At 63.4% G+C, this 22,566-nt stretch carries 28 protein-coding genes and 1 tRNA gene; 17 read left to right on the top strand and 12 right to left on the bottom strand.

Annotated features, from left to right (window positions below):
* Positions 1 to 33 precede the first annotated feature (33 nt).
* The gene (gene uvrB / locus E4191_RS05620) at positions 34 to 2,220 is read left to right on the top strand and encodes an excinuclease ABC subunit UvrB (protein ID WP_135312537.1); all 2,187 of its coding nucleotides are present in this window, start codon (positions 34 to 36) and stop codon (positions 2,218 to 2,220) included.
* Here uvrB and E4191_RS05625 read toward each other — a convergent pair.
* On the bottom strand, positions 2,217 to 2,498 hold the full coding sequence (locus E4191_RS05625) for an I78 family peptidase inhibitor (RefSeq protein ID WP_135312538.1): 282 nt from the start codon (positions 2,496 to 2,498) through the stop codon (positions 2,217 to 2,219). The two genes, uvrB and E4191_RS05625, sit on opposite strands and share 4 nt — an antisense overlap.
* Positions 2,499 to 2,577: 79 nt before the next feature.
* Here E4191_RS05625 and E4191_RS05630 point away from each other — a divergent pair, with 79 nt between their 5' ends.
* On the top strand, positions 2,578 to 2,916 hold the full coding sequence (locus E4191_RS05630) for a hypothetical protein (RefSeq protein ID WP_135312539.1): 339 nt from the start codon (positions 2,578 to 2,580) through the stop codon (positions 2,914 to 2,916).
* Between the two features lie 40 nt (positions 2,917 to 2,956).
* Here E4191_RS05630 and E4191_RS05635 read toward each other — a convergent pair whose 3' ends face one another.
* Positions 2,957 to 3,523 carry a superoxide dismutase family protein gene (locus tag E4191_RS05635; RefSeq protein ID WP_168217370.1) on the bottom strand — a complete coding sequence of 189 codons (567 nt, stop codon included), beginning with the start codon at positions 3,521 to 3,523 and terminating at the stop codon, positions 2,957 to 2,959.
* Positions 3,524 to 3,644: 121 nt separating this feature from the next.
* On the opposite strand from E4191_RS05635, the gene E4191_RS05640 reads away from it, so the two are divergent.
* Together E4191_RS05640 and E4191_RS05645 are read left to right on the top strand one after the other, a co-directional pair.
* Positions 3,645 to 3,956 (top strand): ETC complex I subunit, encoded by a 312-nt coding sequence (locus tag E4191_RS05640; RefSeq protein ID WP_135312541.1) that lies wholly within the window; start codon positions 3,645 to 3,647, stop codon positions 3,954 to 3,956.
* A 196-nt stretch (positions 3,957 to 4,152) separates the two neighbouring features.
* Positions 4,153 to 5,034 (top strand): polyprenyl synthetase family protein, encoded by an 882-nt coding sequence (locus tag E4191_RS05645; RefSeq protein WP_135312542.1) that lies wholly within the window; start codon positions 4,153 to 4,155, stop codon positions 5,032 to 5,034.
* 4 nt (positions 5,035 to 5,038) lie between these two features.
* Here E4191_RS05645 and E4191_RS05650 read toward each other — a convergent pair whose 3' ends face one another.
* Genes E4191_RS05650 through fni form a run of 6 tightly spaced genes read right to left on the bottom strand, consistent with a single transcriptional unit; the run spans position 5,039 to position 10,950 of the window.
* Positions 5,039 to 5,950: a phytoene/squalene synthase family protein gene (locus E4191_RS05650; protein ID WP_135312543.1), complete on the bottom strand. Its 912-nt coding sequence runs from the start codon at positions 5,948 to 5,950 to the stop codon at positions 5,039 to 5,041.
* Positions 5,947 to 7,440, bottom strand: coding sequence for a phytoene desaturase (locus E4191_RS05655; RefSeq protein ID WP_135312544.1), 1,494 nt, complete (start codon positions 7,438 to 7,440; stop codon positions 5,947 to 5,949). Before E4191_RS05655 ends, E4191_RS05650 begins: the two co-directional genes overlap by 4 nt.
* Positions 7,437 to 8,597, bottom strand: a complete 1,161-nt coding sequence (gene crtY / locus E4191_RS05660; RefSeq protein ID WP_176562633.1) for a lycopene beta-cyclase CrtY — start codon at positions 8,595 to 8,597, stop codon at positions 7,437 to 7,439. The genes E4191_RS05655 and crtY overlap by 4 nt, the downstream gene beginning before the upstream one ends.
* The gene (locus E4191_RS05665) at positions 8,594 to 9,097 is read right to left on the bottom strand and encodes a sterol desaturase family protein (protein WP_135312546.1); all 504 of its coding nucleotides are present in this window, start codon (positions 9,095 to 9,097) and stop codon (positions 8,594 to 8,596) included. Before E4191_RS05665 ends, crtY begins: the two co-directional genes overlap by 4 nt.
* Positions 9,094 to 9,840 carry a fatty acid desaturase gene (locus E4191_RS05670; protein WP_135312547.1) on the bottom strand — a complete coding sequence of 249 codons (747 nt, stop codon included), beginning with the start codon at positions 9,838 to 9,840 and terminating at the stop codon, positions 9,094 to 9,096. Before E4191_RS05670 ends, E4191_RS05665 begins: the two co-directional genes overlap by 4 nt.
* 27 nt (positions 9,841 to 9,867) lie before the next feature.
* On the bottom strand, positions 9,868 to 10,950 hold the full coding sequence (gene fni / locus E4191_RS05675) for a type 2 isopentenyl-diphosphate Delta-isomerase (RefSeq protein ID WP_135312548.1): 1,083 nt from the start codon (positions 10,948 to 10,950) through the stop codon (positions 9,868 to 9,870).
* A gap of 233 nt (positions 10,951 to 11,183) precedes the next feature.
* Here fni and E4191_RS05680 point away from each other — a divergent pair.
* Both E4191_RS05680 and E4191_RS05685 read left to right on the top strand, forming a co-directional pair.
* Positions 11,184 to 11,273 (top strand) — tRNA-Ser (locus E4191_RS05680).
* A gap of 109 nt (positions 11,274 to 11,382) precedes the next feature.
* Positions 11,383 to 12,702, top strand: coding sequence for a tyrosine-type recombinase/integrase (locus E4191_RS05685; RefSeq protein WP_135312549.1), 1,320 nt, complete (start codon positions 11,383 to 11,385; stop codon positions 12,700 to 12,702).
* On the opposite strand, the gene E4191_RS05690 is transcribed toward E4191_RS05685, so the two are convergent.
* Complete coding sequence (locus E4191_RS05690) at positions 12,684 to 12,872, bottom strand: hypothetical protein (protein WP_135312550.1); 189 nt, start codon at positions 12,870 to 12,872, stop codon at positions 12,684 to 12,686. The genes E4191_RS05685 and E4191_RS05690 overlap by 19 nt on opposite strands.
* A 473-nt stretch (positions 12,873 to 13,345) precedes the next feature.
* A complete protein-coding gene (locus E4191_RS05695; RefSeq protein WP_135312551.1) occupies positions 13,346 to 13,744 on the bottom strand; it encodes a helix-turn-helix domain-containing protein in 399 nt (132 codons plus the stop codon).
* A 213-nt stretch (positions 13,745 to 13,957) separates the two neighbouring features.
* Between E4191_RS05695 and E4191_RS05700 the strand changes: the two genes are divergently transcribed.
* From E4191_RS05700 to E4191_RS23665, 8 genes are all read left to right on the top strand, one after another.
* Positions 13,958 to 14,158 (top strand): hypothetical protein, encoded by a 201-nt coding sequence (locus E4191_RS05700; protein WP_135312552.1) that lies wholly within the window; start codon positions 13,958 to 13,960, stop codon positions 14,156 to 14,158.
* A gap of 82 nt (positions 14,159 to 14,240) precedes the next feature.
* Positions 14,241 to 14,369, top strand: a complete 129-nt coding sequence (locus tag E4191_RS24535; RefSeq protein ID WP_269436664.1) for a hypothetical protein — start codon at positions 14,241 to 14,243, stop codon at positions 14,367 to 14,369.
* Positions 14,370 to 14,392: 23 nt separating this feature from the next.
* Positions 14,393 to 14,602, top strand: a complete 210-nt coding sequence (locus E4191_RS05705) for a hypothetical protein (protein ID WP_135312553.1) — start codon at positions 14,393 to 14,395, stop codon at positions 14,600 to 14,602.
* Positions 14,602 to 14,769 carry a hypothetical protein gene (locus E4191_RS23655; RefSeq protein WP_176562634.1) on the top strand — a complete coding sequence of 56 codons (168 nt, stop codon included), beginning with the start codon at positions 14,602 to 14,604 and terminating at the stop codon, positions 14,767 to 14,769. Before E4191_RS05705 ends, E4191_RS23655 begins: the two co-directional genes overlap by 1 nt.
* Positions 14,766 to 14,924 carry a hypothetical protein gene (locus E4191_RS23660; RefSeq protein ID WP_176562635.1) on the top strand — a complete coding sequence of 53 codons (159 nt, stop codon included), beginning with the start codon at positions 14,766 to 14,768 and terminating at the stop codon, positions 14,922 to 14,924. Before E4191_RS23655 ends, E4191_RS23660 begins: the two co-directional genes overlap by 4 nt.
* Positions 14,906 to 15,169: a hypothetical protein gene (locus E4191_RS05710; RefSeq protein WP_135312554.1), complete on the top strand. Its 264-nt coding sequence runs from the start codon at positions 14,906 to 14,908 to the stop codon at positions 15,167 to 15,169. Before E4191_RS23660 ends, E4191_RS05710 begins: the two co-directional genes overlap by 19 nt.
* A gap of 187 nt (positions 15,170 to 15,356) precedes the next feature.
* The gene (locus E4191_RS05715; protein WP_135312555.1) at positions 15,357 to 15,542 is read left to right on the top strand and encodes a hypothetical protein; all 186 of its coding nucleotides are present in this window, start codon (positions 15,357 to 15,359) and stop codon (positions 15,540 to 15,542) included.
* 1,755 nt (positions 15,543 to 17,297) lie between these two features.
* The gene (locus E4191_RS23665; RefSeq protein WP_176562636.1) at positions 17,298 to 17,450 is read left to right on the top strand and encodes a hypothetical protein; all 153 of its coding nucleotides are present in this window, start codon (positions 17,298 to 17,300) and stop codon (positions 17,448 to 17,450) included.
* 158 nt (positions 17,451 to 17,608) lie between these two features.
* Here the strand turns inward: E4191_RS23665 and E4191_RS05720 are convergent, their stop codons facing one another.
* Positions 17,609 to 17,815, bottom strand: coding sequence for a hypothetical protein (locus E4191_RS05720; protein WP_135312556.1), 207 nt, complete (start codon positions 17,813 to 17,815; stop codon positions 17,609 to 17,611).
* Between the two features lie 50 nt (positions 17,816 to 17,865).
* On the opposite strand from E4191_RS05720, the gene E4191_RS05725 reads away from it, so the two are divergent.
* The 3 genes from E4191_RS05725 to E4191_RS05735 all read left to right on the top strand — a co-directional run bounded on the left by E4191_RS05725 (position 17,866) and on the right by E4191_RS05735 (position 20,271).
* Positions 17,866 to 18,129, top strand: coding sequence for a spike base protein, RCAP_Rcc01079 family (locus E4191_RS05725; RefSeq protein WP_135312557.1), 264 nt, complete (start codon positions 17,866 to 17,868; stop codon positions 18,127 to 18,129).
* Positions 18,130 to 18,920: 791 nt separating this feature from the next.
* Positions 18,921 to 19,166 (top strand): hypothetical protein, encoded by a 246-nt coding sequence (locus E4191_RS05730; RefSeq protein ID WP_135312558.1) that lies wholly within the window; start codon positions 18,921 to 18,923, stop codon positions 19,164 to 19,166.
* Positions 19,167 to 19,617: 451 nt separating this feature from the next.
* Positions 19,618 to 20,271 carry a hypothetical protein gene (locus E4191_RS05735; RefSeq protein WP_135312559.1) on the top strand — a complete coding sequence of 218 codons (654 nt, stop codon included), beginning with the start codon at positions 19,618 to 19,620 and terminating at the stop codon, positions 20,269 to 20,271.
* A gap of 187 nt (positions 20,272 to 20,458) precedes the next feature.
* Here E4191_RS05735 and E4191_RS05740 read toward each other — a convergent pair whose 3' ends face one another.
* Positions 20,459 to 22,501 (bottom strand): ATP-dependent helicase, encoded by a 2,043-nt coding sequence (locus tag E4191_RS05740; protein ID WP_135312560.1) that lies wholly within the window; start codon positions 22,499 to 22,501, stop codon positions 20,459 to 20,461.
* Between the last annotated feature and the right edge of the window lie 65 nt (positions 22,502 to 22,566).

Raw genomic sequence — 22,566 nt, forward strand, 5'->3', positions numbered from 1 at the left:
CTTGGGGTGAGTTTCGAACGGATCGGGAACCCCATGGGCCATAACAACACCAACGCGCCCGTGATGCGCCCTGTCGAAGTGACCCGCCCCAAGCTGGAGGGCGGCAAGCGCTTCGTGCTGAAAAGCGAGTTCGAACCGGCAGGCGACCAGCCCTCGGCCATCAAGGAACTGGTGGCGGGCGTCACCGGCGGGGAACGCGATCAGGTGCTGCTGGGCGCCACCGGCACCGGCAAGACCTTCACCATGGCCAAGATCATCGAGGCCACGCAGCGCCCCGCGATCATCTTGGCGCCCAACAAGACGCTGGCCGCGCAGTTGTACGGAGAATTCAAGGGCTTCTTCCCCGACAATGCGGTCGAGTACTTCGTCAGCTATTACGACTACTACCAGCCCGAGGCCTATGTCGCGCGCTCGGACACCTATATCGAGAAGGAAAGCCAGATCAACGAGGCCATCGACCGGATGCGCCATTCGGCCACCCGGGCGCTGCTGGAACGCGACGATGTGATCATCGTGGCCTCGGTCAGCTGCATCTATGGCATCGGCTCGGTCGAGACCTATTCGGCGATGACGCAGGACATGGTCGTGGGGACCAGCTATGACCAGCGCGAGTTCTTGGCCCAGCTGGTGGCGCAGCAGTACAAGCGGCTGGACACCAGCTTCCAGCGCGGCGCCTTCCGGGTGCGCGGCGATCTGGTCGAGGTCTGGCCCGCCCACCTTGAGGACCGCGCGTGGCGGTTCGATTTCTTCGGCAACGAGCTGGAGGCGATCACCGAGTTCGATCCGCTGACCGGGGTCAAGACCGACAGCTTCAAGCAGATCCGCATCTATGCCAGCAGCCACTATGTGACGCCGCGCCCGACGCTGCAGCAGGCCATCAAGGGCATCAAGCAGGAACTGGCCATGCGCCTGAAGCAGCTGACCGAAGAGGGCAAGCTGCTGGAGGCGCAACGCCTGGAACAGCGCACGGCCTTCGACATCGAGATGCTGGAGGCGACCGGGGTCTGCAACGGCATCGAGAACTATTCCCGCTACCTGACCGGTCGCGCGCCCGGAGAGCCGCCCCCCACGCTGTTCGAATTCATCCCAGACACGGCCATCGTCTTCGCCGACGAATCCCACGTCTCGGTCCCGCAGATCGGCGGCATGTATCGCGGCGACTTCCGGCGCAAGTTCACGCTGGCCGAACACGGCTTCCGCCTGCCCAGCTGCATGGACAACCGCCCCCTCAAGTTCGAGGAATGGGACGCGATGCGGCCGCAATCGGTCTTTGTGTCCGCGACCCCCGCGCAATGGGAGATGGACCAGACCGGCGGCGTCTTCACCGAACAGATCATCCGTCCCACCGGCCTTCTGGACCCCAGGATCGAGATCCGGCCCGTGGAGATGCAGGTCGACGACCTGCTGGACGAGGTGCGCCGCGTCACCGCCGCCGGATACCGCACGCTGGTCACCACCCTGACCAAGCGCATGGCCGAGGATCTGACCGAATACCTGCACGAGCAGGGCATCAAGATCCGCTACATGCACAGTGATATCGACACGATCGAGCGGATCGAGATCCTGCGCGACCTGCGCCTTGGCGCCTTCGACGTGCTGGTGGGCATCAACCTGCTGCGCGAGGGCTTGGACATTCCCGAATGCGGGCTGGTGGCGATCCTGGACGCCGACAAGGAGGGCTTCCTGCGGTCCGAGACCTCGCTGATCCAGACCATCGGGCGCGCGGCCCGGAACGAGGATGGCCGCGTCATCATGTATGCCGACCGCATCACCGGCAGCATGGAACGCGCCATGGCGGAAACCGAACGCCGCCGCGAAAAGCAGATGGCCTATAACGAGCTGCACGGCATCACGCCCCAGACCGTGCGCAAGAATGTCGAGGACGTGCTGGCGGGCCTCTGGGCGGGCGATACCGACCAGTCGCGCATCACGACCAAGGTGGACAAGCCGCTGATCGGCGCCAACCTGGCCGCCCATCTGGACGCGATGCGCAGCCAGATGCGCAAGGCGGCCGAGAACCTGGACTTCGAGGATGCCGCGCGGCTGCGCGACGAGGTCAAGCGGCTGGAGGCGGTCGATCTGGCGATCTCGGACGATCCGATGGCGCGTCAGTCGGTCATCGACGACGCGGCCGAGGCGGCGGTGCGGTCCTCGGGCCGCTCGACCGCGGGCCGGGCGGGCCAGCGCGGCGGCAACAAGCGCTCGAAGCGCGGGCGCTAGCCGCAGGCGACGCGGGTGATCCAGCCCTTGGCGTCGAGGAACATGGTCAGGCGCGCGGGATTGTAGTCGCGCGTCATGACGCCGTCGGGCCCGACCTCGCGCTTGCGCAGGTTCGGCGGCAGGAAGACCTCGCCCACATTGCGGCCGACCAGTGCCTGGTGCTGGGCCGGGCTGCATTGCGTGGCGGGGATGTCATAGGGATTGCCCGCGCAGGCCCCGAGGGCCAGCAGCAGGGGGGCTGCGATCATCGACATCCGGGCGACGGGCAGAAGGGTCATGATCACGTCTCTCTCATATGACAAGGTCGGTCGTCAGTGCCAACCTGTCGGCACGGAACTGGTTCCCGGAGACCCTTGCATGAAACGATCAGGACAGAAAGCGCTGCTGGCGCTGGCGGCCCTCTGGCCCGCGATGGGCCACGCCTCCAGCGAAGAGGCATGGGAGGCGCTGCGCGACCGGCTGATCAGCGAATGCCAGCTGATGGGAGAGGCTGCGGCCCCCGGCGCCGCGGTCACCGTCACGCCGAACGAGATCGGATCCGAGGGGTTCGCGGTGGCCCTTGTGACCACGTGGGGCGAAGGGGCAGGGAGCCTGCCCGAGCTGGCGGTCTGCCTGATGGACAAGCGCAGCGGAGTGGTCGAGCTGTCGACGGCCTTCTTCGATCTGCCGGACCTGTCGCCCACCGCCCCGGACTAGGGCAGGCGGCGCCCGGTGGGTCCGGGCGCCGCCTGTCGCCTCACTCGGCGGCGCTCAGCACGCCGCAGGCCAGACGGGGTCCGGCATGGCCGGCGGGCTGGCCCTGATAGTCGTCGGCATGAGCGTGAATGATGAAGCCGGTGCCGTCCTCGTCATCCAGCACCTCGGCGCTCAGGCCGGGGATGAAATGCTCGACCATCACCGCGCCGCTTTCGGGCACGTGCAGGTTCGGCATGTCGCCGATATGGGGGCCGTTCTCGGACAGCACGCCATGCTCCTCGCCGTCCAGCGCCAGATGGCCGCCGGCGGTCTCGTAGTCGGGGGCGTCGCAGGCGCCGGTCTGGTGCAGGTGCACGGCGACGATGCCCGGGGGCAGGTCGGTCAGGGCCAGCGTCACGACGCTGACGCCCGACGGGGTCGGCTGCACGGTGATCGAGCCGTGGTCCGTGCCCTCGGGGCCCTGGACGCTGGCCGAGAAGGCGCCGCCCAGGGTGCTCAGATCGGGCCCGGTGGCCTCGTGGCCCATGGGTTGGGCGTCCTGCGCGGCAACGGCGCCTGCGGACAGCAGCAGGGCGGTCAGGGCGGGGGCGATCATGCGTCTGGTCATCGGAAGGTCCTCCTTTGGCGATGTCACGGGCAACGCGGGGCCCCGCGCGATGTTCCGGGGGGCTTGATCCGGCAGGCGGGATTGGCGATATACGGAGACAGCTTTTCCCGAAGGACATCCCATGATCGTGCGCATCTATCAGCCCGCCCGCACCGCGATGCAGTCCGGCACCGCCAAGACCAAGGGATGGGTGCTGGAATTCCCGCCCGCGGACGCGCGCGAGATCGACCCGCTGATGGGCTGGACCAGCAGCGAGGACACGCAGAGCCAGGTCCGCCTGCGCTTCGACAGCCGCAAGCAGGCCGAGGATTACGCCCGCGACCACGGTCTGGATTTCGTCGTGCAGGAACCGCACCGCCGCGCCGCCAATGTCCGCCCGCGCGGCTATGGCGAGAATTTCGCCACAGACCGCCGGGCCACCTGGACGCATTGAGGCCCCGCGCGGTCCCCGAAAGCCCGGCGGACGGGCTGCGGGACAAAATGCCGCGCGCGACTGTCTGCCTGTCGAAAAGACGTGCAATCGGCGGTGAACCGATCCACGATGGCCCCATGTTGACGGCGACGATCGGGGATCACTTCCCGGGACGCTGCCATCCCGCCCCGGTCGGAACCCAAGCGCGCAGGTACTGATGAGACGAGACGTCGACACCCTTCACCAGGACCTGCTGCAGACCCGATTGCAGGACATCTCGCGGGGCTTCGACGCCGTGTCCGACCCGCTTGGTCGGGCCATGCGCGACGCGGTCCTGTCCTCGGGCAAGCGCTTCCGGGGGATGCTGCTGCTGCTGGCCGCCGATGCCTCGGGCGGGGTGGGCGAGACGATGGTCGACGCCGCCTGCGCGATCGAGATGGTCCATGCCGCCTCGCTGGTCTTCGACGACATGCCCTGCATGGACGACGCCGCGCTGCGCCGGGGCCAGCCCGCGACCCATATCGCCCATGGCGAAAGCCGGGCGCTGCTGGCCGGGATCGCGCTGATCACCGAGGCGATGGCGGTGCTGGCCACCGCGCGGGGCGCCGATGGCGCGACGCGGGCGCAGCTGGTGCGGATCCTGACGCGCGCGCTCGGGCCGCAGGGGCTGTGCGCGGGTCAGGACCTGGACCTGCATGCCGACAAGAGCGATGCGGGGATCGAGCGCGAGCAGGACCTGAAGACCGGCGTGCTGTTCGTGGCGGGGCTGGAGATGCTGGCCGTCGTCAAGGATTTCGACGCCGAGGACAAGGACCAGATGATCGCCTTCGGCCGCCAGCTGGGCCGGGTGTTCCAGTCCTATGACGATCTGCTGGATGTGATCGGCGACAGCAAGGCCCTGGGCAAGGAGCCCGGCCGCGATCAGGCCGCGCCTGGCCCCAAGCGCGGGCTGCTGGCGGTGGCCGATCTGCAGCAGGTGTCGCGCCATTACGCGGCCAGCCGGGCGCAGCTGGATGCGATGCTGCGCAGCAAGCGGCTGCAGGCACCCGAGATCGCGGCGCTGCTGGAACGCGTGCTGCCCTATCGCGCCAGCGCCTGAGCGGTCAGGCGCGCGGCCGGGTCCACAGCCCATCGCGCGAGACGGCAGGCCGCGACAGGCGCGAGCGGGCCACATCCCATCCCCCGGCGCTCAGCAGGCCCAGCTTGGTCAGCTTGGACGTGCTGATCCGCTGGCGATAGGCCGCAGGCCCGCCCTTGCGGATGCGATGGCCGATGGCGCGATAGATGCGCAGCGCCGCCGCGATGGACCAGGCGCAGCGCGGCGGCAGATGCGGCAGCCCCACCCGCGCCGAGGCGTAATAGCCGTCCGCCGCATCCAGAAGTCGCAGGATCACCGCGTAAAGCTGGGGCGAGGGCAGCGGGCCCTCGACGGTGGCCCCGGCCTCCTCCAGCCAGTCGCCGGGCAGGTAGCAGCGCCCGATGGCGGCGTCGTCGATCACGTCGCGGGCGATGTTGGTCAGCTGGAAGGCCAGCCCCAGATCGCAGGCTCGGTCCAGAACGGCGTCGTCGCGCACGCCCATGACGCGCGCCATCATCACGCCCACCACCCCCGCGACGTGATAGGAATAGTCCAGCACGTCATCGAGGCTGCGATAGTCGCGCGCCTCGACATCCATCGCGAAGCCCTCGATCAGGTCCAGCGGCCAGCGGTCGGGGAAATCGTGCCGCCGCGCCACCGCCCGCAGCGCCCCAAAGGGCGGGGTCACGGCCCCGTCGCCATGCAATGCGGCCAGCGTCATGGCGCGCAGGTCGTCCAGACGCGCCTGAGGGTCCTGCACCAGCTCGGGGCGGCTGCCCAAAGCCTGCCCGTCGATGACGTCATCGGTGTGGCGGCACCAGGCATACAGCATCACCGTATCCTCGCGGATGCCCGGCGGCATCAGCTTGGCGGCGGTGGCGAAGCTTTGCGAGCCTTGGGTGATGGCCGTCTGCGAGGTGGCGACCAGATCGCTCATGCGGTCTCCAGATCGGCCATGATCACCTGAGCCGTGGCCTTGGCGCTGCCGACCACGCCGGGGATGCCCGCGCCCGGATGGGTGCCCGCGCCCACCAGATAGAAGTTGCGGATCGTCTTGTCGCGGTTGTGCGGCCGGAACCAGGCCGATTGGGTCAGGATCGGCTCGATGGAAAAAGCGCTGCCGTGATGGGCGCCCAGTTCGCTGGCGAAGTCGGCCGGAGAAAAGATCCGCTGCACGGTCAGGTTGGCGCGCAGGTTGGGGATCAGCCGTTCCTCGAGGCTGGCCAAGATGCGGTCGGCATAGCGCGGCCCTTCGACCGACCAGTCGATGTCGGCGCGGCCCAGATGCGGCACCGGGGCCAGTACGTAATGCGTCGACATCCCCGGAGGCGCCATCTCCGGATCGGTCGTGCAGGGGGAATGCAGGTACAGCGAGAAATCCTCGGCCAGGTTCGGGCCCTTGAAGATTTCGTTCACCAGTTCCTTGTAGCGGGGGCCGAACAGGATGGTGTGGTGGGCCAGGTCCTTCGGCGCCTCGCGCAGGCCGAAATGCAGCACAAACAGAGACATGGACCAGCGCTTGCGGTCCAGCGATTTCGCGCGGGACTGACCGCGCGGGGTATGGCCCAGCAGATCGCGATAATTGTGCATGACATCGCCATTGCTGGCGACCATGTCGGAGTCGACCTGGCGTCCGTCGGCCAGCGTGACGCCGGTGGCGCGGCTGCCCGCGACCTCGATCCGGGCGACCTTGGCGTTCAGCATCACCTGTCCGCCCAAGCGTTCGAACAGCGCGACCATGCCGTTGATCAGCTGGTTGGTGCCGCCCTTGGCGAACCAGACGCCGCCGCGCCGTTCCAGCGCATGGATCAGCGCATAGATCGAGCTGGTCGAGAACGGATTCCCGCCGACCAGCAGGGTGTGATAGGAAAACGCCTGCCGCAGATGCGGGTCCTTGATGAAGGTCGAGACCTTGGCATGGACCGACTTGTACGCCTCCAGCCGCATCAGCGCGGGGGCGGCCTTCAGCATCTGGCCCAGCTTCAAGAAGGGCACCGTGCCCAGCTTGACGTAACCCTCCTGATAGACCTCTTCGGCATAGTCGCGGAACCGGCGATAGCCCTCCAGATCGTCGGGGTTGAACCGGGCGATCTGCTGTTCCAGCTGGTCGGATTCGTTGACATAGTCGAAGACCTTCCCGCCCGGCCACATCAGCCGGTAGAAGGGCGACACCGGCATCAGGGTCACGTCGCGCGCCATGTCCTGCCCCGACAGCGCCCACAGCTCCTTCAGCGCATCGGGGTCGGTGATGACGGTGGGGCCGGCGTCGAAGACATGGCCCTGATCGTGCCAGACATAGGCCCGCCCGCCGGGCTTGTCGCGCGCCTCGACCAGCGTGGTGGCGATGCCCGCCGATTGCAGGCGGATGGCCAAGGCCAGCCCGCCGAATCCGGCGCCGATGACGATGGCGGTCTTGGTCTGGGTCATGCGAATTCCTTGAGAAGCGGACGCTCGGGCAGGCAGCGGAAGGCCGTGCGCAGCGGAATGGGGGGCTTGCCGGTCACGATGCGCAACCGGTCGGCATTGGTCAGGGTGCTGGCATAGAACCGCTCGATCAGCCCTTCGGGCATGCGGTAGAAGCGCTGCAGCAGGGTATAACGCCGCTCGGGCGCGCAGCCGCGAAAAAGCATGCGGTTCAGAAGCCGCAGGAAGCGGTCCTGCCGCGCGCGGTCCAGCGCGAAGTCGCGTAGGGCGGGGCGCAGGCGGTCGGTCGTCAGGGGGCCGGGCAGGGCGGCCACCACATCGGCCACCCGCGCGGCATAGGGCAGGGAATAGCCGGTGACCGGGTGGAAGAACCCCGCCCGCAGCCCCACGGGCACCGCGCCCGAGGCGTGATCGTCCCAGAATCCCTGCGCGTCATGGGCCAGCGCGATGGGAAGGATGCCGCGTTCGCGCCGCATCTCGGTGCCGGTCCAGCCCTTGTCCCGGGCGTAGTCGTGCGAGGCCTGCGCCAGGGCCTCGTCATCCAGATCGCCGCCATCGGAATAGCGCGTGTCCTCGATCAGGATGCGCGTCGGCGAGAAGGGCAACAGGTAGATGAAGCGATAGCCGTCCTGCTGCGTCACGGTCCCGTCCATGATCAGCGGGCGGGTGACGCCATGGGGGGCGTCCGTCTCGATCTCGATGCCGACGAATTTCTGGAAGCCCACGGCAAGATGGCGCGAGGGCTCGGCGCCCCGCGCGTCGATCACGCAGGCCGCCTCGATCCGGGTGCCGTCCGCCAGCGTGGCGCCCTTGGCGTCCAGCGCGGCGATGTCGCTGTTCCAGCGAACCTGAGCGACTGCCGCCTGCACCGCCGCCAGCAGCGCGGTATCCTCGAGCGAGCCATAGCCCGCCCGCATCCGCCGCGCATGCTTGGGAAAGCGGACCTGCTGGTCGGACCAGCTGGCCCGGCGCAGGGGCCGCAGCCGGGCCAGCCAGTCGGGCGACAGGTCGGTGTCGTGGCAGGACCAGGTATGCCGGTCGACCGGCCCCGCAGCGCGGTCCAGCAGCAGCACCTGCAGGTCGGGCCGGGCGGCGCGGACGGCCAGCGCGATCAGCCCGCCCGCAAGACCGGCGCCCGCCACCACAAGATCAGGGGTCATGCAGCGGGCCCGCGATTGCGGGGCTGGGTCTCGGCGCGCAGCACACCCGAGGTCTTGAGGTCCTGCTTCAGCTTGTCGACCGGCGGCGCATAGATGAAGCCGAAGCTGACGCATTTGTCCCGCCCCTCGACCGCGTGATGCAGCCGGTGGGCCTGATACAGCCGCCGGGCATAGCCGCGCCGGGGCACGTAACGGAAGGGCCAGCGCTGGTGGACCAGCCCGTCATGCAGCACGAAATAGATCAGCCCGTAGACGGTCATGCCAAGCGCGATCCACCAGAGGACCGGCGCCCAGATCCAGCCCACGGTGAACAGGATCGTGGCGATCACCGCGAAGACCAGACCGTAGAGGTCGTTCTTCTCCAGCGCGTGGTCATGCTCTTCGTGGTGCGACTTGTGCCAGCCCCAGCCCAAGGGGCCGTGCATGATCCAGCGATGGACGGAATAGGCGGTCAGCTCCATCACCAGGACGGTCGCCACGACGATCAGGAAGTTGGTCATGGGCGGGGGCCTTTCATGTCTGTGACGGTCTTGCGGGTGCTTGGCAGGCGCCACCACGGCACCGTGGGATGCAGGTGATGCTCGTGGTGATAGCCGCCGAAATGGAAGCAGGTCAGCAGCGACAGCGGATCGCTGATGCGCGAGGACCGGGCGTTGTGGCGGTCGGGGAAGTGATCGTGCCCCGGACGGTGCGGCAGCCAGGTGCCGAAGACGAAGAGCTGCATGGACGCCAGGATCGAGGGCAGGGGCCAGAACACCACATACATCCAGCGGTCCCCCAGGATCAGCGCATAGGTGGTGACGATGACGGGCAGGATCAGCCCCTCGCGCCAGCCGAAATAGGTGCCGATGAAGCGGGCATACCAGCGGACCGGTCCACCATGGTCGAAATCGGGATCGTCGTCGGTCCCGGCATGGCGGTGATGCGCCATGTGCTTGACGATCATCTTGCGCCACGAGAACCCGGCATAGAGCCACAGCACCAGCGACCCGATCGCCGCATTGGCGCTCGGGCGCCCCGGCACGACGGCGCCGTGCATGGCATCATGGGCGATGATGAACAGCCCCACCGACAGCCAAGTCAGCGCCAGAAAGTTCAGCGCCGCGATCACCGGATGGGCGGCGGCGTCCAGGAACCACAGCGCATGGACATGCAGCGCCAGCCAGGCCAGCACGATGCCGCCCGCCAAGGCCAGGTTGGTGGCGGTCAGAGTGTCGGGCCGGTGATGTGTCTGGTCGGTCATCTTGCCTCTTTCGGCGTTGGCGTCAGGCTACGCCTCTCCGTCGTCCTTTTCCATCCCCGCCGCTTGCGACCATTGGCCGCCCGGCTGCATCTGCAAAAGGGGCGCCTGTCGCAGCGCGGCCAGATCGCCCGATCCGGTGCAGAACATCGCAATGCGCAGCTGGGTGATCACGTCCTGCAGGTGATCGACCAGCGCCTCGGTGCTGTCCCGGGCGGCGGGGAGGGCGCGCGCCGCCTGTCCCGCCAGATCGGCGCCAAGCCGGATGGCGCGCGCCACGTCCAGCCCGTGCCGCACCCCACCCGAGCCGATCAGCACCCCGCCCGGCCGCATCAGCGGCGCCACCCCCCGCAGCGCCGTCGCCGTGGGGATCCCCCAGTCATGGAAGGGCGCGGCTAGCGCCTGCAGCCGCTCCGGGCCCCGCTCGGCCTCGACCCGCGCCCAGCTGGTCCCGCCCGCGCCCGCGACATCCAGGATGGTGACGCCGGCCTCGATCAGCCGCCGGGCGAGAGGGGCAGAGAGGCCCGCGCCGACCTCCTTGACGCCCAGGGGGACGGGCAGGGCCGCCGCCAGCGCCGTGATGCGCGCCAGAAGGCCCGAGAAGTCGCGGTCGCCGCCCTCCTGGATCGCCTCCTGCAGCGGGTTCAGGTGCAGGATCAGCGCGTCGGCGCCGATCATGTCCACCGCCCGCTGCGCCTCGTCCAGCCCGAAGCCATAGTTCAGCTGCACCGCGCCGATATTGCCCAGGATCGGGATCTTCGGCGCGATCGCCCGCAGGCTGGCCCCCAGGCCCCCCGCGCCGCCCGCTTCGACCGCGATGCGCTGCGAGCCGACCGAGAGGGCCAGCCCCAGCTGCGCGCAGGCCTCGGCGATGTGGCGGTTGATGCGCTCGGCCTCGTCCGGCCCCCCGGTCATGGCCGAGACCAGCAGCGGCGCGGCCATGTCCCGTCCCAGAAAGCGCGTGCCGCAGTCGATGGCCGCCATGTCCAGCTCGGGCAGCGCTCGATGCTGGAAGCGGACCCGGTCGAAGCCGCTGTCCAGCCCCTGCTGTTCGCCGCGTCCCTCGGCCACGATGCGCAGATGGTCCGACTTGCGGCGCGAGATCTCGGTCATGAGGGGCCATCCGTGCGTGAGCCTGGGTTTGCCCCGACCCTGTCCCGGTTCCGCCCCGGATGCCAGAGGGACGAACTGCCACAGGCGGTTTTCGACGCGGGGACGGGGCCAAGCCTCTGGCCGCCGGTCACAAAAGGCCCCGCCGCCGGGGTGGGTGGAGGCCGGGAAGGTCGCCCCGAAGTCCTCGGAAAAACCCCTTGCCCCCCTTCCGCGATGTCCATATAGGGGTCGGCGGAGATGTGGCCGAGTGGTCGAAGGCACGCCCCTGCTAAGGGCGCAGGCCCGAAAGGGTCTCGAGGGTTCGAATCCCTTCGTCTCCGCCATTTTACTACAGCCAGTTTTTGTTATTTTATTGTATTTGCTGAGTTTATTAGGCGATGTGGGCGTCGTTGTCGAAATCTGCTATACAATTTGCCATACAATCAGTGTTACATGCGCCTTGTAACTCAAGGGCAGACCATAGTGATTGCAACTCGCACCGGTTCGAAAAAAGGCGTTCTCCATCTGACGCGAAGGGTCCCTAAGCGTTACGCTTCGGTGGAGCCGCGCAAGTTGGTGTCGTTCAGTCTGCACACGGATTCGATGTCGGCTGCCGTGGTCAAAGCCGCTGCTGTCTGGGACCAATTCATCGCCGGCTTGGAAGCGAAACTTGCAGGTGACACGACTGATGCCGAGCAGCGTTTTGCGGCCGCCCGTGATCTCGCTGAGGCCAAAGGTTTCCGTTTCTTGCGATCTGACAAGGTCGCGCAACTCCCATTGGAGCAATTGCGCGACCGCTTCGCCGCCATTTCCGGGTTCGATGAACACTCCGAGAAACTCGACAAGCGCGAGGCGGCGGCCCTGCTCGGCGGCGTCGCCGAACCGCCCCTGACGATCACTCGGTGCCTGGAGCTTTATTGGACGCTTTCAAAAGACAAGAGATTGGGCAAGGCGCCCGATCAGGTTCGCAGGTGGGAGAACCCACGGAAGAAGGCTATCGGAAACCTCATCCAGGTGATCGGCGACAAGGCCATCCAAGAGATTACCGGCGATGACATGCTCGACTTTCGCAACTGGTGGCTGGAGAGGATTGAGGAGGAAGATCTTGCAGCCGCCAGTGCGAACAAGGACCTGATCCACCTTGGCGACGTCTTGAAGACTGTGAACAAGATGAAGCGCCTCGGCCTCGTGTTGCCTCTCACCGATCTCAAGCTGAAGGAAAGCGAAGCCAAGCGGCGGCCTCCTTTCTCACGCACGTGGATTACCGATAAGCTACTGGCCCCCGGAGCGCTGAACGGACTGAACGCCGAAGCGCGGGCAATCCTTCTCGCCATGATCAACACCGGCTGCCGGCCATCGGAACTGGCGGCGCTTACTGAAAACACCATCCACCTTGAGCACAACGTGCCCCATATCTCGATCGAGGCAGAGCTGCGTCAGGTCAAGACAAGCTATGCCCAGCGCAAGGTGCCGCTGCTTGGCGTGTCGCTGGAGGCGATGCGAGCCTTTCCCAGTGGCTTTCCGAGGTATCGGGACAGCAGCGCCAGCCTGTCAGCCACGGTCAACAAGTTCCTGCGGGAGAACGGGCTGATGGAGAGCCCGGGGCATGTGCTGTATTCGCTGCGCCATGCTTTCGAAGATCGCATGCTGGCGGCTGGTATCGATGACCGGATCAGACGGGATCTGTTCGGGCACCGTCTGACGCGGGAGCGGTATGGGGACGGGGCAAGCCTCGCGCAGAAACAGGAAATGCTTCAGGCCGCTGCCTTGTGAGAGGCCAAGATGGCTCGAGCGCGCTCGAGGGTGGTTTTCTTGTCATCCATTCGCGCGAGTTCTTTTTCGATCCGCTCGAAGATAGGCAAGTAGATAGGGTCATCCACCACGAGGGCCGCCGCCACGCGATGCATCTTTTGAAGCGTTTCAAAGGTGACGGGCAGGGTCATGGTGGGCTCGGACGTTTGCTGTTACTATCTGGTTATAGTCGCCGAACAGGTAACAGTCGCCTGGACACCCTTTTCAGTTCGACCGGTTTGCAGTTGCGCCTAACGGCCACCGACGACGATCGTGACGGTCGATAGACAATAGATGCCTGCACCCGAAAGGCTGCCCGGGGGACGTCGCAAGCCTCGTCGAGACACCGTCTCCGGCGGTGCGAAGCACGTGGATGCTGATCGCTCTTAACCCTTCTTGCGCGAACTCGTGCGTCGAAAGCAGGGTGGGTGACCATTGCGGGTGACATGGGCCTTTGACGGGCATTCCAAGCCTTCTCAGGCACAACGTCGCGACATAGTTCGTTGGCTTTCCCTAGAGATACGGCTTAATTTGCGGCGGGTTCTGACTGGGGCGGGCATCTGTTCGCCTGCATTGCTGGAGGCTGCCGGTCTGCACAGCCCCCCCGTCAATGGTTAGACCGAACCTACTTGCCGAAAATGGCGCGCAAAGCGGTCCGCGACCGGGCCGTCAATTTCGGATCGGTCTGGCCCGAGGCATCGCGAATCTCCTCGAGCCAAGCCCGCTCGTTCAAGGTTGTCGCGGTTCCGAAGACTTCGAGGACGGCAACTGATGCGGTCGGGCCGATTGCCTGTTCCAGGGTGAGACGCATCAGGAACGCTGGGTCTGTCTCAAGTGCCCGCGCTAGGGCAGGAACACGGTCGAGCGGAATTTTTGTCGATCCATTTTTGATCATTGTGATCAAGTTTGGGGTCATGAAGCCTGCCTCATGGGCAATCTCCTTCTGCTTCTTCCGATGGCGAAGCAACTCGGTCTGCCGGCGCACGAAGAGTGCGGCAGGGGTGTTCTCGTAGGGATTGGGCATGGTCGTCTCTTTCGTCTGTTGCGATCTGAGACGAATCTATGCGGCTATTTCAGCAACTACGCTTGGGAACAGCAGGTCGCCTGCCGGGAAGTGCGAAGTCGTAGAAGAGACGCGAAGAGGCGATGGAGATGCTTCGGGACCCCGCAGGCATTCCCCGACCGGACCCTCCACTCCCGACCAAAATCGAACCCACGTTTGTCGCATAAGGAGCGAATGAAGGCTCTCGGAACCTCTAGTTCCGCCATGGGGTTCATTACGTTGAGTATCGGCGGGCTCGGGCCAGCGATTGAAGAGGTGAACAAAAGCGAAGTGTCCGGCGGTCCTATAGCACTCTGGCTTTTCACCGGCATGGGTTTGGGCGTGGTTCAACAAGTGATACTGTGGAACCTGAAAAGGGAGAAACGCGATGTATGACGATCCTACCACGATAGCGATGTTCGGCGGATTGGCTGTGGCGATTGTGGCCTACGCCGTCTATCTGATCCGGTCCTGAGTTATGACCATGCCTGTGGAATATGGCTACACCCTGATTGCAGTCATCTTTGGAGCTTTTGTGCTGGCTCTGAACTGGTGGGATGATCGCCAGTTTGAGCGGAAGCATGGCAAGCCGGACAAGGGCAAGTAGTGGACCCTGCAATAACAGTCCCGTTGATCGTGGTGGCCTCCGGCGCTCTGGACGGTGGGATACGCTCGCCGACGCCCGACGAAAACCTTTTCATGGCGCTGGCGTTGATCACCTTCGCCGGGGGCACAATGTTCGTTTTCTGGGCGCTTTCAAGCGAGAGCAAGGTGGCACAGGGCTTTTGCCGCATGGTGGACAAGGTCAATGATCTTCTGACATTCGGGAGGAACAGGTGATGGACCAATCAACGATGATGGTTACCATGCTGACTTGGGGCGTGTTTGACGGAGAGACCAGAACCGACCCCTTGACGGCGAACGATCTTGTTGGCCTCCTGGCCCTGGTCGGCGTTGGAGCGGCAGCGTTCGGGATCTTCAAGCTGGTCGATTGGCTTGACCCATGAACATCCCCGGCGAATACGGCCCCGCAATCTTTGGTGGCGCTTTCCTGATCTTTGGCCTTGCTTTGAATTGGTGGAGTGACCGTGGCATCCGCAAGCACAACGAGCGGGTCCGAAAAGAGCGAAATGAGAGGGCAAAATGGCAGACCCCGCTGTGATGATCCTCTTCGGCGCAATGGGCGTCGTGCTCTTGGGTCTGATCGGGTGGTTTTGCTGGTCAGAGGGCATACCCCTCCGCACCGTCGCCATCGTTTCGGCCATCATTGGGGCGATCTACGGATTCGTCTACTATGCCGAGACCGTTATCAGGGACCCGGAAATCTGGGCCATGTTCGTGGGCCTGCTTCTTCTCATCCTCGGAATGGGTTACGGCATGTGGCTCATACGGCGGGGCAAGCCATGAGCCTACCCAACACAGAGCTCGACCGCCGACGGGCAGAATTGAACAGGGTCATCGCTCAGGAGCGCAAACGCGTGACTGAGGAGCTGGACATGAGGCGTCAGGGCACAGTGACCCCATGGTCAACGATCATACTTGCCCTTGCGGCAGGCGCTGGCCTGATGGCGATATTTCAGCAGGTGTTTCCAGCATGAGCGACAAAGTCACCAACGAGATGATCCTGGAGATCATAAAGCAGATGCAAGCCCGTTTCGACGAGATCGAAGCAATCCTGGCGGAAGCTCGGAAAGACCAACGCAGCTTCAACGAGGAGATGGCGCGTCTTCGTGAGCAGCAGGAGCTTCGGAGGCAGAACCGCACACATTCTAACCCCTGACTTATAGGCTCTTGAAGGACGCAACTGATCCGGTCAATGCGGTAGGGCCGCTTCCCTTAACGTGTGCCTGCGCAGACGATCCGGGAGGCGGCGTGCCGGGGTGGGTGATCTGCCGCAGCGCGGGTCCTTCGTCCAGCCGGCGAGCAGCATTGAACCTAAAGGCCGGTGGTGCCAACCCTCCGGTTCACCTTGGCGTTCTTCCCGGACACCTAATCGCCATTGCCTGCGCCGCACTCGCCCGCGCTTGCTTAGGTAATCTCTCCTATAGGGCATCATTATCACTTTTAGGGGCAACCAGTCACTGATTGACGATGCTGTTTTTTGGACTGGCGAAGTCTTGGCAAGTCGCAGAAAGAGCGAAGTCCTAGGAAATCACGACTCCAGTAATGATGGTGCGTCGGGACCCTACCAAACTTTCTGAGCGGACCCACCGCTATTGTTAACGAACGCCATTCAAATACCGTGTCGTCTCGTTTTGGCGAGTTTCGGTGACGTAAAACTAACTTCAGGTAACATTTACAGCCAAAATTGTAACGTTTAGGGAACTAAGCTCTCCTGAGAGGAAGCAATAGAGAACTCATTCCGCGACGAAATTCCCAGCAAATACGGTCATTGGCATGGCCTATGAGCGAATATGCACCATTCACAGATGCGGTTCTAATTCTGCTGAGTTTACGCGACAATCCAAATTCTGATCCGACAATCGAAGGGCGGTGCTCCAGCATCGAAGTGCCCAATATGGACCATTGGCGGAGATTTGCCTTCTTTCGTTGCTCAGCAGCAGTTTTCGTTCAGAGAGAGCGGTAGGAATTTAAATGGTGAGCAAGACGGAACAAGGACTGTCGCCGAAGGACTTCGTCATGCTTGCGAGCGCATTAACGAGCGGGTTGCCTAGCAGGCATAATGTGCCTGGAGATGAGCTGCACTATGAGATTTGAGGAGCTCGTGGGCAAACGTCCGCACTGGAGGAGGTAGGGCGGCAGACCCTTTCTTACACGTTGCGACCCCCGCACCAGATCCTCCGCCCGGATTTGCGTGTCGAACCTGAAAACATGCCCTGCGCAACACTATGCAGCTACGGCGTCGGCCTGGCGGACGCGACGCAAGAAACTATATAGGCTGCCATTCTTACCTGCCTAGCGCAGCATCCGCCCCGGTGGGCCACCTCAGCGAAAGCGCATTCACAGAGAGTGCCATCGGCGCCTTTCCAGAGCAGAATGCGGATCTGGCCAGTCGGTTGCTGCCCGAACCGAACGCGCTCTGCAAAGTGTAGCTTGGCACAAGCCTGTAGAGCAGACGGGGTCAGTTTCGCACCTGAGGCGCCGCTGAGAGCCATTCTGAGAGGCCGCAGGGCTGCTTGAAGGTGTAGAGGGTGGCCGACCTACCTCAAAAAGCAAGACTGGCTTCTAAAGTGCCTCCCAGAGCCTCTAAAGAAAAAATACCGGGCCGGACCATATCCACAGTCTAACCCGTCTCCCCTCTATACGTGTATATTCAATACTCACTAACTGTATACCTATGATTAGAGGGGAGACGGATTAGACAAAAATGTCTAGGCGACCCTCATCGACACTATCCCGGCCTCGCTGTTTTCGACCTCAAAAGGCTCACGCTGGTTTCTCCGGCTGAGCTTTTTTCGTTCTGGCGTGATCTTCAGTTGTTCGGACGACTGCTACTGGGTGGGCCGTTATATGCCGGGTTTTAAGGACATCTACCGCTCCGGAGATATCCCCGAGGTTGACCCACAAGGATGAGGTGACCCTGCATCATGGCGAAATTGCCGTGGTGCTGCGCCCAACCTTGCGGGCAGCCATGACGCTGGAACAGCTGGCCCGCCATGCTGCAAAAGATCGAAGAGTTCGACACGGCGACAATCCGAGCCATCCCGCGGGCTGCTGCGACGGATAGGAGCTCGCTGGAGGCCCTTGTAAGGGCTACCCCCTGGCCGGGATGGCAAAGGCCGTCCTGCCGGCCCTGGAAGCCCTGCTGGCGCTGTTCCTGGCACTAGGCGATGACCAGGACGATAGATCCACGACCCGCTCCCTTGCCCGCCCCTGGAAAGACGCCTAATCCAAGTTCTTCAAGATCAGCACGGGCTGGCTGTCCTGGACGCCTGCGACCACCTGAGCCGCCACCCTGCTCGAGATCGAGCTGGCGCAACGCGCAACCTCGACCGCCTCGCGGCCCTGCACGGCGGCAGCGAAGACGACACCGGTCAGGCCGACCACGCCTACAGCCCCGAGCGCCAGCGCGAAATCGACGCCCTCGGCCATGACCCCGCCTCTGACCGGGCAGCCGCGCACCAACGGAAAGCCCTCATGTGATGCCGAACGATCCCTTCCATGGCTGCGCCGCCTCGGCCGGCTCGCCCTATAACCATACCCTGACCATCACCCCGAGCAACAGCAACGACCTGCCGGTGATCCCCTCGGCCATCCTGGTCCAGGCTGTCCAGCCTGCCTATGCTTTTGCGGAGGGCAAGGGCGCGCCAAGCGACGACCCGGCCGGCGAGTGGAGCCGTTATCCGTATGACCTGGAAAAAATCGCCAGCCGACAAGTTTTGCAAATTTCATTGCACTGGAGATAGCGAACGGAGGCCGGATCGAAGTCGCGGTGCCGTCCCTCTATCATTTGTCAAAGGCCGAGCCGCTTGCGATTGCCATTCACCCGCGCCGCATCCTGCGCACTGGCACGGCCTTTCGCACTTTGATGCTTCCGTGGTTAGTCAGGAGGCCCCGCCCGCCCATACTTGTGTCTGCGGTCGCGGGGTGCCGCCGCGCCGGGGTGTTCACGGTCATGCTTGGCATCACCGTGTCCGCCACGATCCGCGCCTTCACCTCATCCGGCCATTTCTAGTGCCGACGGCCGCGGCCGCCAGATGGGCAAAGCTGCCATGCAGACTCCGTGGAGAAACTCCGTCCCAACAATCAACGCAATCCAGTGAACCGATCGGGATGCCGCGCTGAAGGTAGGGGCACCGTAGCTTCAGACTGTCGGCCAAGGCCCGCCCACGATCGCTTGGAACGGCTGTCCATCATCGCATGGAATTGCTGCCCGCCTTCATCTGGAATGGATGCCCATCATCCCGTGAAACACGCACCCATAGCCTTCAGTCAGGCGCTAAATTTCTCCGTAGTGCCGCTTGCCTGCAACGGAGGCTTTAAGTCGTTGCAGGGGGGGGGCGCGTAGGAGATGCCCTTCATGTGAAGCGAGGTCCACAATTCGGTCCGGTCCCAAGGCGCGGGGGCCCGCTTATTGACTACTTTTTGCAAAAGCTTTTTCTGTCCAAGTAGACAACTGGAAGTTGCACGATAGTCAGGTAAAGTCTGGGTATGAACGGGGATGAAAAAGAATTGCCCGAGCGTATAGGAGCCGAAAGTGGATAGGATTACACTTACCAGTGCCGAGGGACTAACTTTTGATTTCAGCTGCGAATTAGCAAGTGGTGATGCTTTCGACCGTTATATCGCTTTAGAAGCGACGTTCAAGGGAATGCTGATGCAATTTCTTGAGGAAAATTTTGGACCTGAGATATTCGACATGGAACTAGAAACATTACCCGATGAAGATGAGACGGGAGATGTTTTATATTATGCTAACGACAATGCACGCCCTAGAAAGTAATTCGTCAGACTACCCGCTGGGACAAACTACGCAATGAATAGAATCATACCAAACAAAGCTGGAACGAGCCGGATAGTTTGATCCTTCACGTTGCTATGGGAAGGCGGTGAAGCCACCGGACCTAGCCGCGGTGATTTGATCCTTTACAGCGGCATGCGCTTCACAGATCGGGCCGGAGAAGTTCATGTGTCACGCTTTGTCGTCCCAATTCCCCCCCCTCTGATAATAGTTTGTAGTAAAAAGACCTAGTGATTCTCTAGAGGGGGGAATTCGGATGAGCAAAACGTGACACCTCGGCCTAGACCTTATAGGTGAACTCATCACCTATAGGAAACAAAACACCTATCAGCCTTCCGGTGGCCTCCCGGTCGGGTCGAGGCGGCTGGAAATTGAACACCAGCCCCGCGCGGCTGGAGATAGCTTGGCTAACTATTACTTCTTGGATTTGGGGATGAAAATGGACAACTCAGATAACACGCCTCCGGATAAGGAATTCACTGAACTCTTGCCAGCGTCACCTATTTCCATACAGGATGATTTGGTGATCCGCCCCGGCCAGTCTGACATTGGCGTCAAATGGTCTTTGCTACGTTTCAATAAAACAAATCCTGATTTGGCCGCTTTGGTCTATCGGGCAAAACTCATTCATTATCTAAATCGCTATCATATGGATGTCAGTTGGAGAGATATTATTACTCCTCTCCAGCAGGAAGTAATGGATCAAGGGCGGCAGTGTTCAGGGCGGCGCAAGTATGCCAAAGAGAAAGGCAGTCCGGTTCGTTCATACCGTCGGGACTTGAATCAAACCGATGATGAAAGGCGTGCAGAGGATGCTGCACGCAAAAGACAGAGTCGAGCGGCGCAAGTTCTCCAGCCATCCATGCGAAAGACTGACCTGTCCACAATGAGCGTCGAAGAACAGGCTAGCCATCGGAGGCAAAAAGCCCGAGAGCGCAAACAGAAACAGCGAGAGAAGGATCGATTATTGGCTCGCATGACTCCCGAAGAGGCTATGCAGCACGAATGTGACATAGTGGAGGCGGAAAAGGCTAAACTTTTGGAAATAATAATTGCGCTGAGAAACGAGTCAGAGACTAATACGTAGGACCATCTGGATAAGCGTGTAGCTCACTTTTCGCATAGATCAGAATCTATAAATCTGTATCGCGAACCAGAGACCGTTCTAGCTCGATGCTGCGGTTTGCTCTCGGCGGTGTAGTCAGGCTGCTCACTGCCTATAATGGCACTGGGCGATTGATCCATCTTTTTGTGAATGATGATTATCGCCGTGCTTACTTCCACATGGCTCTCATGCTGGCGCCGACGTCGATGGGAGCAGGGGCTGGGCGGGTCTCACCTGCTACGGCAGCGGGGGACCAGTTCACCGCCTCGAACCGGTCGAGGATGTGGCTTGGGATGAACCGGGTCCGCATCGCATAGACATGACGGTCGCCATTTCGGGTCTGCTGGGTGACGAAGAAGCGCAGCGGCAGGCCGAGGGTCAGGTGATCCTTGGCGCGTGTCATCGCGACGTAGAGCAGGCGACGTTCCTCCTCCAGCTCATGCGTGCTGCCGCTGCCGAGGTCGGAGGGGATGCAACCATCGACGGCGTTCAGGATATGCACCGACCGCCACTCCTGCCCCTTGGCTGAATGGATCGTGGAGAGGATCAGGTAATCCTCGTCCTTCAGCGGCATGCCGGCCTGATCGCTGGTGGCGTTGGGCGGGTCGAGCGTCAGCTCGGTCAGGAAGGCCTCGGCGGAGAGATAGCCTGTTGCGATCTGCTCCAGCTGCAGCAGGTCGGCGCGGCGGGCCTCGGCATCCTCGTGGATGCGGTCCAGATGCGGGTCATACCAGGCGCGGGCAAGGCCGATGGCGGCGGGCCAGATGGCGTTCGTGGTCATCGCGGTCACAAAATCCGGCCAACCGGCTCCCGCTCGGGGCGGCGGCGCGACATCGCCCCAGGCCGCGCGGGGATCGGCGGCCAGTTCCAGCGCATCGAGGATCCGTCCGGCTGCGGTTGGCCCGATGCCGGGGATCAGCTGCAGCACCCGGAACCCAGCCACCCGGTCGCGAGAATTGCGGGCCAGCCGCAGCACCGACAGCAGGTCCTTCACATGGGCGCTGTCGAGGAACTTCAGCCCGCCGAACTTGACATAGGGGACGTTTCGGCGGGTTAGCTCGGCCTCGATCTGGGCGGCGTGGCTGGAGGTGCGGAACAGCACCGCCTGATCCTTGAGGCGCATGCCGCTCTCCCGATCCTCCAGAATGCGGTCGACCATGTAGCGGGCCTGCAGCGCTTCGGTCACCACCGTGACCAGACGTGGCTTGTCGTCGCTGGCACGTTCGGACCACAGGTCCTTGGTGTAACGCTCGGATGCCTCCGCGATCACCGCATTGGCCGCGGCGAGGATCGGCTGGGTGGAGCGATAATTCCGCTCCAGCGCGATCACCTCGGCCCGAGGCGCGAAGCTGTCGGGGAAGTCGAGGATGTTCCGGACATCCGCCGCCCGGAAGGCATAGATAGACTGCGCATCGTCGCCCACCACGGTCAGCCCGTGCCCGTCGGGCTTCAGCGCAGTCAGGATGCGCGCCTGCAGGCGGTTGGTGTCCTGATATTCGTCGATCAGCACATGGTCCCATGTCGCGGCGATATGGGCAGCAAAATCTGGGGCGTCCATGACCTGCGCCCAGGCCAGCAGAAGGTCGTCGTAATCCAGCACGTTCTGCGCCTGCTTGGCGGTCACATAGGCAACGAAGAGCTGCTTCAGCGGGTCGGCCCAGGCCGCGCACCACGGGAAATGGACGCGCAACACCTCGGCCAGTGGCGCGCCCGAGTTCACCGTGCGGGAATAGATCGCAATGCAGGTGCCCTTGGTGGGAAAGCGGCTGTCGGTCCTGGACAGGCCCAGCCCGTGACGGCAGAGGTTCATCAGATCTGCGCTGTCTTCCCGGTCATGGATCGAAAAGTCGGGGTGCAGCCCGATGGCCGGGGCGTGCTCGCGCAGGAGGCGGGCGCCGAGGGCGTGGAAGGTGCCGGACCAGCACAGCGCCTCGGCGACGACGGGGCTGCCCATGGCGGCGGTGGTGATGCGTTCGACCCGACGGGTCAGCTCGGACGCGGCGCGGCGAGAGAAGGTCATCAGCAGGATGCGATGCGGATCGGCACCCTTGACCAGCAGATGCGCCACCCGGTGCGCCAGCATGGTAGTCTTGCCCGACCCAGCGCCTGCGATGACCAGCAGTGGCGGGTGCAGGGCAGGGCCGTCGGTGCCGAACACCACTGCCGCGCGCTGCTGATCGTTCAGCTTGTCGAGATAGGTCGATACCGCCATGTCATGTCCCGTTTCTCTGCCCTGATAGTCTAGCGGTGTCGGAACATAATGGAAACATCCTGATC

This window comes from Paracoccus liaowanqingii (assembly GCF_004683865.2).
Taxonomy (GTDB): domain Bacteria; phylum Pseudomonadota; class Alphaproteobacteria; order Rhodobacterales; family Rhodobacteraceae; genus Paracoccus; species Paracoccus liaowanqingii.

Coding starts and splice junctions, on each gene's coding strand:
- uvrB (WP_135312537.1), top strand. CDS start 34: ATGGGCCATAACAACACCAACGCGCCCGTGATGCGCCCTGTCGAAGTG.
- E4191_RS05625 (WP_135312538.1), bottom strand. CDS start 2,498: ATGACCCTTCTGCCCGTCGCCCGGATGTCGATGATCGCAGCCCCCCTG.
- E4191_RS05630 (WP_135312539.1), top strand. CDS start 2,578: ATGAAACGATCAGGACAGAAAGCGCTGCTGGCGCTGGCGGCCCTCTGG.
- E4191_RS05635 (WP_168217370.1), bottom strand. CDS start 3,523: ATGACCAGACGCATGATCGCCCCCGCCCTGACCGCCCTGCTGCTGTCC.
- E4191_RS05640 (WP_135312541.1), top strand. CDS start 3,645: ATGATCGTGCGCATCTATCAGCCCGCCCGCACCGCGATGCAGTCCGGC.
- E4191_RS05645 (WP_135312542.1), top strand. CDS start 4,153: ATGAGACGAGACGTCGACACCCTTCACCAGGACCTGCTGCAGACCCGA.
- E4191_RS05650 (WP_135312543.1), bottom strand. CDS start 5,950: ATGAGCGATCTGGTCGCCACCTCGCAGACGGCCATCACCCAAGGCTCG.
- E4191_RS05655 (WP_135312544.1), bottom strand. CDS start 7,440: ATGACCCAGACCAAGACCGCCATCGTCATCGGCGCCGGATTCGGCGGG.
- crtY (WP_176562633.1), bottom strand. CDS start 8,597: ATGACCCCTGATCTTGTGGTGGCGGGCGCCGGTCTTGCGGGCGGGCTG.
- E4191_RS05665 (WP_135312546.1), bottom strand. CDS start 9,097: ATGACCAACTTCCTGATCGTCGTGGCGACCGTCCTGGTGATGGAGCTG.
- E4191_RS05670 (WP_135312547.1), bottom strand. CDS start 9,840: ATGACCGACCAGACACATCACCGGCCCGACACTCTGACCGCCACCAAC.
- fni (WP_135312548.1), bottom strand. CDS start 10,950: ATGACCGAGATCTCGCGCCGCAAGTCGGACCATCTGCGCATCGTGGCC.
- E4191_RS05685 (WP_135312549.1), top strand. CDS start 11,383: ATGCGCCTTGTAACTCAAGGGCAGACCATAGTGATTGCAACTCGCACC.
- E4191_RS05690 (WP_135312550.1), bottom strand. CDS start 12,872: ATGACCCTGCCCGTCACCTTTGAAACGCTTCAAAAGATGCATCGCGTG.
- E4191_RS05695 (WP_135312551.1), bottom strand. CDS start 13,744: ATGCCCAATCCCTACGAGAACACCCCTGCCGCACTCTTCGTGCGCCGG.
- E4191_RS05700 (WP_135312552.1), top strand. CDS start 13,958: ATGAAGGCTCTCGGAACCTCTAGTTCCGCCATGGGGTTCATTACGTTG.
- E4191_RS24535 (WP_269436664.1), top strand. CDS start 14,241: ATGACCATGCCTGTGGAATATGGCTACACCCTGATTGCAGTCATCTTT.
- E4191_RS23655 (WP_176562634.1), top strand. CDS start 14,602: ATGGACCAATCAACGATGATGGTTACCATGCTGACTTGGGGCGTGTTT.
- E4191_RS23660 (WP_176562635.1), top strand. CDS start 14,766: ATGAACATCCCCGGCGAATACGGCCCCGCAATCTTTGGTGGCGCTTTC.
- E4191_RS05710 (WP_135312554.1), top strand. CDS start 14,906: ATGGCAGACCCCGCTGTGATGATCCTCTTCGGCGCAATGGGCGTCGTG.
- E4191_RS05715 (WP_135312555.1), top strand. CDS start 15,357: ATGAGCGACAAAGTCACCAACGAGATGATCCTGGAGATCATAAAGCAG.
- E4191_RS05720 (WP_135312556.1), bottom strand. CDS start 17,815: ATGGCCGAGGGCGTCGATTTCGCGCTGGCGCTCGGGGCTGTAGGCGTG.
- E4191_RS05725 (WP_135312557.1), top strand. CDS start 17,866: ATGCCGAACGATCCCTTCCATGGCTGCGCCGCCTCGGCCGGCTCGCCC.
- E4191_RS05735 (WP_135312559.1), top strand. CDS start 19,618: ATGAAAATGGACAACTCAGATAACACGCCTCCGGATAAGGAATTCACT.
- E4191_RS05740 (WP_135312560.1), bottom strand. CDS start 22,501: ATGGCGGTATCGACCTATCTCGACAAGCTGAACGATCAGCAGCGCGCG.